At 63.0% G+C, this 12,512-nt stretch carries 10 protein-coding genes; 5 read left to right on the forward strand and 5 right to left on the reverse strand.

The genetic code is table 11. The features are described 5' to 3' along the window. Positions 1 to 32: 32 nt before the first annotated feature. On the reverse strand, positions 33 to 1,034 hold the full coding sequence (locus BGRAMDRAFT_RS15550; protein ID WP_006049735.1) for an ABC transporter permease: 1,002 nt from the start codon (positions 1,032 to 1,034) through the stop codon (positions 33 to 35). A gap of 244 nt (positions 1,035 to 1,278) precedes the next feature. Between BGRAMDRAFT_RS15550 and BGRAMDRAFT_RS15555 the strand changes: the two genes are divergently transcribed. Then, positions 1,279 to 2,178: an NAD-dependent epimerase/dehydratase family protein gene (locus BGRAMDRAFT_RS15555; protein WP_006049736.1), complete on the forward strand. Its 900-nt coding sequence runs from the start codon at positions 1,279 to 1,281 to the stop codon at positions 2,176 to 2,178. Between the two features lie 68 nt (positions 2,179 to 2,246). On the opposite strand, the gene BGRAMDRAFT_RS15560 is transcribed toward BGRAMDRAFT_RS15555, so the two are convergent. The 4 genes from BGRAMDRAFT_RS15560 to BGRAMDRAFT_RS15575 all read right to left on the reverse strand — a co-directional run bounded on the left by BGRAMDRAFT_RS15560 (position 2,247) and on the right by BGRAMDRAFT_RS15575 (position 8,254). Further along, positions 2,247 to 3,938, reverse strand: coding sequence for a methyl-accepting chemotaxis protein (locus BGRAMDRAFT_RS15560; protein WP_006049737.1), 1,692 nt, complete (start codon positions 3,936 to 3,938; stop codon positions 2,247 to 2,249). Between the two features lie 113 nt (positions 3,939 to 4,051). Beyond that, positions 4,052 to 5,422 carry an MFS transporter gene (locus BGRAMDRAFT_RS15565; RefSeq protein ID WP_006049738.1) on the reverse strand — a complete coding sequence of 457 codons (1,371 nt, stop codon included), beginning with the start codon at positions 5,420 to 5,422 and terminating at the stop codon, positions 4,052 to 4,054. A gap of 156 nt (positions 5,423 to 5,578) precedes the next feature. Then, positions 5,579 to 6,964 carry an MFS transporter gene (locus BGRAMDRAFT_RS15570; protein ID WP_006049739.1) on the reverse strand — a complete coding sequence of 462 codons (1,386 nt, stop codon included), beginning with the start codon at positions 6,962 to 6,964 and terminating at the stop codon, positions 5,579 to 5,581. A 198-nt stretch (positions 6,965 to 7,162) separates the two neighbouring features. Continuing rightward, positions 7,163 to 8,254 carry a porin gene (locus BGRAMDRAFT_RS15575; protein ID WP_006049740.1) on the reverse strand — a complete coding sequence of 364 codons (1,092 nt, stop codon included), beginning with the start codon at positions 8,252 to 8,254 and terminating at the stop codon, positions 7,163 to 7,165. A 309-nt stretch (positions 8,255 to 8,563) separates the two neighbouring features. Between BGRAMDRAFT_RS15575 and BGRAMDRAFT_RS15580 the strand changes: the two genes are divergently transcribed. The 4 genes from BGRAMDRAFT_RS15580 to fahA all read left to right on the forward strand — a co-directional run bounded on the left by BGRAMDRAFT_RS15580 (position 8,564) and on the right by fahA (position 12,510). Continuing rightward, complete coding sequence (locus BGRAMDRAFT_RS15580) at positions 8,564 to 9,142, forward strand: UbiX family flavin prenyltransferase (RefSeq protein ID WP_006049741.1); 579 nt, start codon at positions 8,564 to 8,566, stop codon at positions 9,140 to 9,142. Positions 9,143 to 9,369: 227 nt separating this feature from the next. Then, positions 9,370 to 10,557 carry an FAD-dependent monooxygenase gene (locus tag BGRAMDRAFT_RS15585; protein WP_006049742.1) on the forward strand — a complete coding sequence of 396 codons (1,188 nt, stop codon included), beginning with the start codon at positions 9,370 to 9,372 and terminating at the stop codon, positions 10,555 to 10,557. A gap of 58 nt (positions 10,558 to 10,615) precedes the next feature. Then, entirely contained in the window at positions 10,616 to 11,158 is a 543-nt protein-coding gene (locus BGRAMDRAFT_RS15590) for a VOC family protein (RefSeq protein WP_006049743.1), read from the forward strand. Then, positions 11,155 to 12,510 (forward strand): fumarylacetoacetase, encoded by a 1,356-nt coding sequence (gene fahA, locus BGRAMDRAFT_RS15595; protein ID WP_006049744.1) that lies wholly within the window; start codon positions 11,155 to 11,157, stop codon positions 12,508 to 12,510. Before BGRAMDRAFT_RS15590 ends, fahA begins: the two co-directional genes overlap by 4 nt. Positions 12,511 to 12,512 lie beyond the last annotated feature (2 nt).

Raw genomic sequence — 12,512 nt, forward strand, 5'->3', positions numbered from 1 at the left:
GGCATTCGGTATGACTCGTGTTTCTAGTGTTTCTAGCGTTCCTTGCGGCGCACGCGCCAGATGTCGATGCTGACGGCAATGAGGATCACGCAGCCGGTGATGGCCTGCTGCGCATAGGTATCGATATTGAGCAGCACCACGCCGTTCGTGATGATTCCCGCGAGCGCCGCGCCGATGATGGCGCCTTCCACGCTGCCCGCGCCGCCCGACAGGCTTGCGCCGCCGATGGCAGCCGCCGCGATCACGTCGAGTTCGGCGCCGAAGCCGGAGGCCGGCTCCGCCGATACGAAGCGCGAGAACGCGATGACGCCCGCCATCGACGCGATCAGTCCGGACAGCACATAGACCGAGAACTTGACGCGGGCCGTGCGCACGCCGGACAGGCGCGCGGCCACTTCGTTGCCGCCCGTCGCATAGACATGACGGCCGAAGCGCGTCTGCCGCATGACGATGGAAAAGACGGCTGTCATCGCCAGAAGAATGACGACCGGAAAGGGCACGAAACCGATATAGCCCTGACCGATGAAGGTGAAACTGTCGGGCACGTCGGGCGTGACGGGCACGCCTTTGGTGATGATGTACATGAGGCCGCGGCCGATCGACAGCGTGCCCAGCGTCGCGATGAAAGGCGGCAACTGTATCCACGTGATCATGAAGCCGTTGAACGCGCCGACGGCAAGTCCCACGCCGAGCCCCGCGCCGATCGCCACCGGCGCGCTGTAACCGTGCTGGAAGGCGAGCGCGGTGACGAGCGACGATAAGCCCATGACCGAGCCCACCGACAGGTCGATGCCGCCTGTAATGATCACGAGCATCATGCCGATCGACATCAGCGCGATCAGCGAAAACGAGCGGAACACGCCCATCAGGTTGTTGGTCGTGAGGAAGTATGGCGAGAAGACGCTGATCAGCAAGCCGACCAGCAGCAGCACCGACAGCACGTTCAGCTCGCGTATCCGCAGACACGCCTTGATCCGTTCCGCGGCACGCGACGGCGCAGGCTGGGGTTCCTTCTTCGACGATATTGCGGTCACCGATCGCTCCTCTTTACAAGCCCGGAACAGATCATAGAAGCGCCGGCCCGCGGAAATCTGTGACGCCCGTCATAGATCCGTATCGGGATTCACCCGTAGATTGCGTGCGGATAGCGCGATGAAAGGCCCCGTGCCTATGACGCGCGTCACAGCATTAGCGCGAGGCGCGGCGTTAGGATGCGAGTGGTGTGATCAACGGCGCGGCAAAACCGGACGGCTTTATGAACTGTAAAGGAGACAAGGCATGACCAAGCGAGTGATAGTGACGGGCGGCAGCGGACTTGCCGGCAAATGGGTGGTCGAGGATCTGGTGGCGCACGGCTATGAAGTGCTCAATGTGGACCGCGTACCGATGGCCAAAGGCACGGCGCGAACCCTGATCACCGACATCACCGATGCGGGACAGGTATTCAATGCGTTCGCATCCACTACAACGGCGAAGGAATTCGACGACGACATCGAGCCCAAGCCGATTGACGCGGTCGTGCATTTCGCGGCGATTCCGCGCATTCTCGTCACGACCGACAACGAGGTGTTCCGCATCAACGTGATGGGCACTTACAACGTGCTGGACGCGGCGGCGAAGCTCGGTATCAGGAAGGTCATCGTGGCTTCCAGCGAGACGACATACGGCGTGGTGTTCGCGCATCGCCATCGCGACCCGGCGTATTTTCCGCTCGACGAGGAGTACCCGGTGGACCCGATGGACAGCTACGCCACGTCGAAGGTCATTAATGAAGTGACGGCCAAGGCGTTTCATGCGCGCACGGGCTCGGACATTTACTGCTTCCGTATCGGCAACGTACTCGATCCCGAGGACTACCGGAAATTCCCCGTCTGGCTGAAGGACCCTGCGTTGAGAAAGCGCATCGCATGGAGTTATATCGACGGCCGCGATCTCGCGGCGGCCTGCCGTCTCGGCATTGAAAAAGACGGGCTGGGCTATACGGTGATGAATGTCGCCGCCGACGACGTCTCTTCGGACCGCCCGGTTGCCGAACTGCTGAAGACCTACTACCCGAATGTGCCGGTCAAAAAGCCGCTCGGCGAGTTCGAGACCCTGCTGAGTAACGAGAAGCTCAAGCGTTTGCTTGGATGGCAGCAGGCGTATCGGTGGCGCGAGCAGGTGTCGTCACAGTCGTAGGTCGTAGGTCGTAGGTCGTAAATCGTAAGCGCCGCACGCTGAGGCAAGATCGCACCGCACCGGCATCGCTATGCGGCGCCGATGCGAAACACCGCGACTTGCCGGCTCAACTGCCGGGACTGCTCGTCGAGTAACTGGGCGCATGCGCTCGCCTGCTCGACGAGCGCCGCGTTCTGCTGCGTGATCGAATCCATCATGGTCAGTGCGGCGTCGACCTGCTCGATGCCGACGCGCTGCTCCTCGGCCGCGGCAGTCATCTCGCTCATTACTTCGCGAAAGCGTCCGGCTGCGTCGAGCACGGCCCGGATCGCGCCCTCCGCATGTGTTACGAGCGTCGAGCCATCCGCCGCCGCGCCGACGGAATCCGCCACCAGCACGCCAATGTCCTTCGCAGCCGTCGACGCATGCTGCGCGAGAGAGCGCACCTCGGCGGCGACGACGGCAAAGCCCCGTCCATGCACGCCAGCCCGCGCCGCTTCCACGGCAGCGTTCAAGGCGAGGATATTGGTCTGGAACGCGATGCCCTTGATGATTCCCGTGATGTCCGCGATCTTCCTCGAACTGGCGTCGATGCGCGCCATGGTCTTGCTCACTTCTTCGACGGCATCGTTGCCCTGGTTCGCGGCCGAGGCCGCCTCCTGCGCGACGCCATATGCTTGCTGCGCCCGCGTCGCATTGCGGCGCACCGTCTCCGTCAGACCGCTCATGCTAGCGGCGGTCTGCTCGAGCGACGCCGCCTGTTCTTCCGTCCGCGCGGACAGATCCAGCGTGCCGGCAGCAATCTCACCAACGGCCGTACCGATCGATTCACAACTGTCGCGCACCGCCGTTACCGTTTGCGCGAGCCGCGCCTGCATCTGATGCAGTCCGTCGAGCAGTTGTCCCATTTCATCGGCGCGGTGACGGGCAACCGTGCGGCTCAGATCTCCGGCCGCAATGGCGTCGAAATGCGCGAGCGCGTCGCGAAGCGGTGCAACGATCGCACGGCGCAGCGCCAGCCAACTGAACGCCGCCGCGGCGACGCCGAACGCAAGCATCGCCGTCGATCCCGCAAAGAAAAGCTTGAAGTAGTGTTCCGCGTCGTCGTAGCTGCGTTTCGCATTGGCATACAGCGAGCGTTTGAGCGTGTCGTTCGCCGCGCTCATGTCGTTGAACAGCGTGCTCAACTGCGATACGCCGATCCGCTGCGCAGTCGACCGGTCACCTGACTGCAGCGCGTCGAGGAACGCTCGCATCGCGACACGCATTGCGTCGCGGCGCTGCCCCGCGGCGTCGATAAGAGACGCTTCGCCCGCTTCGTGCGGCTCGTTCACGAAGCTGCGCCACTGTTCGTCCGATTGCTTGAGGAAGTCGGCGGCATGGCGAATCTGCTCCCCCGCGCGCGCGGTGTCCGTCGCGGCCATTGCACCGCCGAGCACGAGGCGGGTACGCGCCATCAGCAGTTCGGCGTTACCGATGTGGACCGCAGCCGTCAGCTTGTTCTCATAGGTATCGCGCGTCGCCTGGTTCGCACGCCATGCGCCCGCCAGTCCGAGCACGCCGATGGCGATCATCAACGCGGCGAGCAACGCCATCGTCAGCGCAATGCGCTGCTGCAACGAAATCGCCTTGCGCAGCCCGGCAGGTGCGGCCGCACGATCTGTCGCGCCGAACGCATCGGCGCGGCTAACCGGGTCCGGTTCGGAGACCGGTGTGGCCATGTCGGCGTTGGAAGCGTTGGAAGCGTTGGAAGCGTTGGAGGCGTTGGAAAAGGACAGCATGATGCGAACCTCTGCTTTTGAAATCGGATAAATGCCGTGGACGCTATGACGCGTCGACTCGCGCACGGCCTTGCCCGTATATGCCGCGCCTGGTTGCGGCAAGCGGCGTTGAGTTACGCGATCGACTGGCTTGCTGCGCGGCGCCGGTTCCAGCCCAGCCAGACGGACAACAGCGCAATGAAGATGAAAACGCCCGACACGTTCATGAAAAGATCGGCAACCGGCCAATGCATCGCCAGCAGGACGCCTCCGAGCACCGAGCCGATTACCGAGCCGAGCTTGCCAATGCCGATGGCCGAGCCGACTCCGGCCGAGCGCAACATCGTCGGATACAGCATGCCGGCCACCGCATAGAGCGCAAACTGACTGCCGATCACGCATACCCCGCTCATGAACGACGCGCCGTAGAGCCAAAGAGCGGGCATCGGCATGCCGAGCGAGATGCAAACCGGAAGCCCGACCAAAGCGAGCAACAGAATCACCGCTATGCCGTAACGGTCCACGCATCGGCACAGCGCGAGCGCACCGACCGTCCCGCCGACCGGAAACATCATCGCGGCTTTCGCCGCCTGCGCCGCCGGCAGCGCGCTCATGCTGAACAGAATCGGCAGCCAGTTCTGCAGAAAATGCAGTGCGAGCGAATTCAGGACAAAGAGCGCCCACAGCAAAGGCGTCACACGGACAAGACCGTTGCCGAACAACGCGAGCGGTGTCGCGCGAATACGCTTTTCGTCCTGAACGATATAGCGCGCAGCCTGGTTTTCCGCGTCGTCGAGAACCCTGTCCGAACCGAGACGGCGAGCGATGCGGGCGACTTCGCGCGGCGCCCGCCCCCTGAGGATCAGGAAACGGACAGACTCGGGCAGCACGGCGAAAGACACGAGGGCGACCGCAATGGCCGCGACGCCGCCCACCTCGAAGAGGACCGGCCAGCCGAAGCGCGGCAGCATCCACGAAGCGATCGCGCCACCGCCGCCGGCTCCGATCGAAAAGCCCGAGAACATTAGCGTGATCCATGTCGCGCGGCGTGCCTTCGGCGCATATTCCGACACCAGCGCGACCGTATTGGGCACCACGCCGCCCATGCCGATTCCCGCAACAAAACGCAGCACGGTCAATTGATCGAGCGATGCCGCCCGGCTGCACGCAAGTGTCAGGATGCCGAACCACAACACGCCGTAAATGATCGTGAGACGCCGTCCAATGCGATCGCCGAGAAAGCCCAGCAGCAACGAACCGACGAGCACGCCGACGAGGCCGTAACCGAACACATGACCGAACTCGGTGGCCTTCACGTGCCATGCGCGGACGAGCGTGGGAGCGGCATAGGCAGCGGCGACCTGATCGTAGCCATCGATGAGCACGATCACGAAGCACCATGCAATCAGGCCCAGCGAAAAGCCGCGCAACTTCTGCCGCTCGATGAGCGCGGTGATGTCAACGGCCGGGGCAACAGCGCTGGCGCTTTCGTGAAGCACAGTCATCGCGTGTATCTCCCATCGGCGCGGCGCATGGCGCGCGCCGACGCGCATCCACAAGCACGTTCGAAGTACGGGCTCATCGGGTCTCCGTGGCTGCGGCCGTTCGCCCGTTTGCGGCGCCGGCCGGCTGATTGTATGAACGCTTCTGTCTGGTCCGGATCAGGAGTCGCCCAGCGCGGAACGCATCTCCTTGATGCGGGCGTCGTCCTGTTTATGCTGTTCGCCGAATCGCGCCTTGTACAACACCGCGAGCACGGTCGAGAAGATGGCGGCGACGAGAAAGAGTCCGGACGCCGCGTAAAACATCTGCGAGATCGGCAGATGCATGGACAGCAGAATTCCGCCGATCACAGGCCCCGATACGGAGCCGATCTTGCCGACGGAGATTGCACTGCCCACGCCCGCCGAGCGGAACGAGGTCGGGTAAATCATCCCGGCCACCGCGTACAGCCCGTACTGCGCGCCGACCACGCAGAAACCCGTCGCGAACACGGCGAACATGAGCCACGCCTCGGACATGCCATGCCCGAGGAAGGCGACCACGGGGCAGCCGACCGCCGGCAACGAGATGATCGCAAGCACGCCGTGACGGTCGACAAAGCGGCACAGGATCAGTCCGCCGAGCACGCCGCCCACCGAGAACATCGTTGTGATGACACCAGCGCTCTGCGGATTGATGCCGACACCTTCCATCAGAATGGGCAGCCAGTTCTGCAAGAAGTACAGCGCCATTGAATTGACGATGAATACGATCCACAGCAACGGCGTGATTGCGCGCAGGCCGTCGGAGAAAATCAGCTTGAGCACAAAGCGCTTCTTTTCCTGCACTTCGCCGGGCACGAACTGCGCGTCGGCGGGAAGCGCCAGTTCGGGGCGCAGACGCGCAACGAGCTTGCGCACCGTTTCCACACTGCGCCGACGCACTACCAGCAGCTTCGCGGATTCCGGCAGCGTCACGATCAGCAGGCACGCGACCGCGAGCGAGCCGATACCGCCCACGACGAACATCACCGGCCAGCCATAGCGATGAATGAGAGCCGACGAAACCAGCCCGCCGGACCCCGCGCCGATGGAAAAGCCCGAGAACATCAGCGTCACCCATGTGGCGCGCAACCGTTTGGGCGCGTATTCGGCGACGAGCGCAACCGAATTCGGCACTACGCCGCCCATGCCGAGACCGGCGATAAAACGCAGCAGCATGAGTTCGTGCAGCGAAGTTGCCCACACCGACAGAAGCGTCAGCAGACCGAAAAACAGGCTGCCCGACACAATCGCACGCTTGCGGCCAAAGCGGTCGCCGAAATAGCCGAAGATGAACGAGCCGATCAACGTGCCGAACAGACCCGCGCCGAAGACCGGTCCAAAGCCGCCGCGTGCGACGTGCCACTCCTTGATGATGGCGGGCGCAGCGAACGACACGGCCGTCTGGTCGTAACCGTCCATCAGCATGATGAGGAAGCACCAGAACAGCAAGCCGACCGCGAAACGTCCTGTCTTCTGCTCTTCGATGAGTGTCGATATGTTGAATGTGCGCTCTGCTTGCATGTGCGTCCCAATATGCCGATCAGGCGGTGGGCGCAGTTGCCGCGCACGCCGCTTCGTTCTGTTTCCCGTTGGCGCCTGCGCCGGGAGCCTCAATATACGGCCCGGCAGCGGGCGACAGAATCAAAAAATCCCGATGATGAAATCGAAATTAGTGAACAAAGCCCGCCGCGTTACCCGGCACACGGCATCCGCGTCACATCAAAACATCTGGTTGATACCGATACGTCCAACCGTCTGCGCACTCGAACTCGACGGCTGATAGCCGAACTGCTCCGCCTTCGCATTCGTGCCCGAGGCCCGTTGCAGGCCGACGCCTGCATAGATCTGCGTGCTCTTGGACAGATAGTGCGTGATGAACAGGTTGTACTGGTTGTACGTCAGCCCCTCGAACATGGAGCGGTTGTACGAAATCCCCATCACATAGAAGCGCTTGCCGCCGCTCAGGTCGATGTTGACGCCCACCTGATAGTTGCGCTCCGTCACCGAGCCCTGCGGATCTTCGAGCTTCACGTCCGTAAAGGTGGCGTGCGGAATGAAGTCGCCCACGACCACCGAGCCGCCGACCGCTATCGTGCTGTAATGGTCAGCGTTGAACAGGGTGCCCTGCTTGAGCCGCTGACCGAGTACCGAGGTCACGCCGAAGATACCGAACAGGTCGGCCGTGCGGTTGTGCGACATCGAATACGCCGCGCCCAGTTTGACTCTGCCGTTCTGGTAGCGCGCACCCACGCTGTACTGACGCCCTTCGCTGAAGTTCGTCTGGTTGCCGAAGGCGTTCATCGCACCGGCCTGGAAACCGCGGTAGTCGATCGATTCGTACTTCACCGAGTTGTCGAGCGCGCGCGTGTTCGCGAGGCCGTCCAGATTGCCCACGGTGTAATACGACGAGATACCCGGCACCGAATTGTTCAACGCGCCCACGTACTCGTACACATAGTCGGGGATATGGCCGAGACTCAGCGAGCCGAAGCGGCTGTTCGTGATGCCCACGTACGCGTCCCGGTTGAAGAAGCTGGCCGGATTGATCTGCGCGCCCGTGTTGGTGAGAAAACCCGACTCCAGCCGCGCGAAAACCGTGTTGCCGCCGCCAATGTCTTCCTTGATGAGAAAGCCGAAACGGTCCGGCGTGCGCTTGCCGGCCGACTCCTGATACAGATGCCCGCCGCGCGAGTTCGTCACGAAATCGACACCCACGTCGACGCTCCCGTAGAGCGTCACCGATGACTGCGCGAACGCGGGGCACCCCAGCACCAACGCGCACGCACCTGAGAACAGACTCGTCGTTTTCAACCCATGTCTCCAATGTCTTTTTTGTCGCCGGCCGCATGTCTGCTGACCGATCCCCATGTGGGTGACAGGCGCCGGTCTGCTGCGCGGTTCGCTGCCGTCTTTCCAGATGTTGCCGGGAGTGTAGCGAATGGATTTAGGCTTTTGAATCGTGAATTATTTATCAACTCATCGAACAAAACGAATAAAGCTTTTAATGGTCGGTGAAAATACCAGGTAAGCGCGATTAATTGGCGCCCACGCTTCTATTAGCCAGAACCCGGTGCTACCATCCGCCGCGTCGGCATTAAGAACCTGCGTCTGGAGACTCGTATGGATATAAGAGGCATGCTGCCGCGGCGCATGGTGGTTGGAATCAGCGGCGCGTCGGGCGTCATATACGGCGTGCGGCTCCTGCAACTGCTGCGCAAGCTCGAAATCGAAACGCACCTGGTGATGAGCCGCTCGGCGCAGGTGACGCTCGCTCACGAATCGGACTTCAGCGTCGCCGACATCCGCGCGATGGCGAGCGTCTGCCATTCCAACACCGATATCGGCGCGTCGATCTCGAGCGGATCGTTCCCGGTGATGGGCATGATCGTCGCGCCCTGCTCGATCAAGACGCTGTCGGAAATCGCCACGGGCATGACCAGCGGCCTGCTTTCGCGCGCCGCGGACGTCACGTTGAAGGAGCGCCGCCGCCTCGTGCTGATGGTGCGCGAGACACCGCTGCACCTCGGCCATCTGCGCAGCATGACGGCGGTAACCGAGTCCGGCGCCATCGTCTATCCGCCCGTGCCCGCGTTCTACGCGAATCCCGAGTCGCTGACCGACATGGTCGATCACACGCTCGGCCGCGTGCTCGACCTGTTCGGGCTGGACGCCGCCACGGTGCAGCGCTGGGGCATGTAGGCGCGCCGCCGTCTCTGCCGTTCAGGGCCACCGCGCCCTTGTCACAGCGCCTGTTCCGATTATCAAATTTCAGTGATGATCCATTCGGATTAATTTGCTTCTTTCGCGCGATTCGCTGAATTAAAGTGATTCCCGATTTCACCGCGTTGGCTACTTATAAAGACTATCGATCGATTCATAACGAAGATCGATAAAAGCGCTCATTACGAAAAAGGTCGAATCGTCGAATGAAGATAGTTATTGCAGGCGCCGGTATCGGCGGATTGACGGCCGCAGCCGCATTATTGAAGAAAGGTTTCGATGTCACGGTGTTCGAGCAGGCGCAGGCGCTCAAGGAGATCGGCGCCGGCGTGCAACTGAGCCCGAACGCCACCCGCGTGCTGTTCCAGCTCGGCGCGGGCGATGCGCTCGAGGGCCTTGCGTGCGAACCGCTCGGCAAGCGCGTGCGTCTATGGAACACCGGCCAGACATGGCGCCTGTTCGATCTCGGCGCGCAATCGCGCGAGACCTACGGCTATCCCTACTTCACACTGCATCGCGCCGACCTGCATCAGAAACTCGCCGACGTGGTGCGCTCCATGAAACCCGACGCCATTCGCCTGAACCATAAGGTGGAGAGCTTCTCGCAACAGAACGGCAAGGTGCTGGTGCAGGCCGTCAATGGCGAAACCTGCGAAGGCGATCTGCTGATCGGTGCGGACGGCGTGCATTCGCGTGTGCGGCACGCGCTCTTCGGCCCTGACGAGCCCGTGTTTTCGGGCGTGATGGCATGGCGCGGCGTGATCGACGCGAGCAAGCTGCCGGAGCACTTGCGTTCGCCTTACGGCGCGAACTGGGTCGGCCCCGGCGCGCACGTCATTCACTATCCGCTGCGCGGCAACGGGCTCGTCAACTTCGTCGGCGCGATCGAGAAGTCGGGCTGGCAAGTCGAATCATGGTCCGAACGCGGCACGCTCGACGAATGTCTCGCCGACTTCGAAGGCTGGCACGAAGATGTGCGCACGCTGATTTCCGCGATCGACATTCCGTATAAATGGGCATTGATGGTGCGCGAGCCGATGGCCCGCTGGAGCCAGGGCCACGCGACGCTGCTCGGCGATGCCTGTCATCCGACGTTGCCGTTTCTCGCGCAAGGCGCCGGCATGGCGATCGAAGACGGCTATCTGCTCGCGCGCTGTCTCGAACGCTATACGCACGACGTGCCGCAGGCACTGCAACGCTATGAGGCGCTGCGGCTCGAACGCACCGCGAAAGTCGTGCGCGGTTCGGCGGCCAACGCGACGCGCTTTCACAATCCGCAGCTTGCCCATGCGGAAGGCGCAGCCGCCTATGTGGACCGCGAGTGGAGCGAGGAGCGCGTGAAGGAGCGCTACAACTGGCTGTTCGAATACAACGTCGACGCGATCGAAGTCTGACCCGCGCCGGGTTTCGCGCGACGCTGCCCCGTACGATCCAGCAATACCAGGAGACACTGTGTCCATCCATCTCGAACCTCCAGCGCCGGTGCTCGGCCTGCATCATTTTGCGTGGCGCTGCCGCGACGCCGAGGAAACGCGTCACTTCTACGAAGACATTCTCGGTCTGCCGCTCGTGCACGTCATCCGCCTGGACCGCGTGCCGAGCACCGGCGAATATTGTCCCTACGTGCATCTGTTCTTCGAAATGGCGGACGGCTCGAACATCGCCTTCTTCGATCTCGGCGATGGAACCGCCGCGCTTGCCTCGCCGAATACGCCCGCGTGGGTCAACCACATCGCGCTGCGCCTGGCAACGCTCGAACAGTTGGAAACGATGAAAGCGCGGCTGACCCACAATGGCGTCGAGGTGCTCGGCGTCACCGATCATCACTTCGTCCGCTCGATCTATTTTTTCGACCCGAACGGCTTGCGTGTCGAACTAACGGTGCCCGTCGCGCCCGCCGAAGAACTCGCGGGTTATAGAATGCGGGCTCGGCCGGTGCTCGACGCCTGGACCGCTGAAAAGAACAAGGCAGTATCGGAGACACGCCCCGCATGAGCGCGCTCAATTCCACGCACGATCCGGCGCGGCGCAGCTGGATCGAATCGGCGAACGCCGGCAACGCGGATTTCCCCATTCAGAACCTGCCGTTCGGCGCATTCGTGCGAGGCGGCGAATTGCGCACCGGCGTCGCAATCGGCGATCGCATCGTCGATTTGCGCGCGCTGCACGACACGGCGCTGCTGGAAGGCGACGCGGCGCTCGCCTGCGCGTCGGTTCGCGACGGTACGCTGAACGCGCTAATGGCGCTCGACGCCCGCCATGTGAGCGCGTTGCGTGGCGCACTGTCGGCGCTGCTCGCGCAGAACGCGCCCGCACGCTCGCGGCTCGAATCGTCGATCGACGCCGTGCTGCCGCAGATGAACGATGTGCAACTGACACTGCCGTGCACGATCGGCGACTACACCGACTTTCTGACGTCGCTTCATCACACCGAGCGCCACGGCCGCTACAAGGGCCTCGCCGATCCGCTGCCGGCCGCGTTCAAATCGCTGCCGATCGCGTATCACGGCCGGGCTTCGTCGCTGCGCGTGAGCGGCGGCGAAGTGCGGCGCCCGTACGGCCAGTATCGCGACGCGGAAGGCCGCGTGTGTTTCGGGCCCGCGCCGATGCTCGACTTCGAACTGGAGCTGGCTGCCGTGATCGGCCGCGGCAACCCGCTGACGCAAGCCATTCCGATCGACGACGCCCGCGCGCACATCTTCGGTTACTGTCTGCTCAACGACTGGTCGGCGAAGACCATTCAATGGTTCGAGCAGGTACTGGGGCCGTTCCTTGGAAAGAGCTTTCATTCGAGCATCTCGCCCTGGATCGTCACCGACGAAGCGCTCGCCCCGTTTCGCAAGGCGGCGCCCGCACGCGCCGCCGGCGATCCGGCGATCCTGCCGCATCTTCACGGCGTGCAGGACCAGCAAAGCGGCGGTCTGGACCTGCAGTTGTTCGCACAACTGTCCACGGCTGCGATGCGGCGCGACCACATCGAGCCTGTGCGAATCACGCACACGCATCTGGACAATCTCTACTGGACGTTTGCGCAGATGGTCGCGCATCACACGAGCAACGGCTGCAACCTGCGCACGGGCGACCTGCTCGGCAGCGGCACGATCTCCGGTGCGAGCGATGAATCGCGCGCCTGTCTGACCGAACTGACCGACGCGGGCAAGAAGCCGCTTGCGCTGCCGAGCGGCGAATCGCGCATCGCGCTCGAAGACGGCGACGAGATCGTGCTGAGTGCGCGTGCGAGCGCGCCCGGCGCAGTGTCGATCGGCTTCGGCGAGTGCCGCGCGCGCATCGCGCCGGCGTTGCCGTATCCGCACGCACCGTATCCGCTGCCGCACGGAGAACACTGAAC

The organism is Paraburkholderia graminis C4D1M (assembly GCF_000172415.1).
Classification (GTDB): Bacteria; Pseudomonadota; Gammaproteobacteria; order Burkholderiales; family Burkholderiaceae; genus Paraburkholderia; species Paraburkholderia graminis.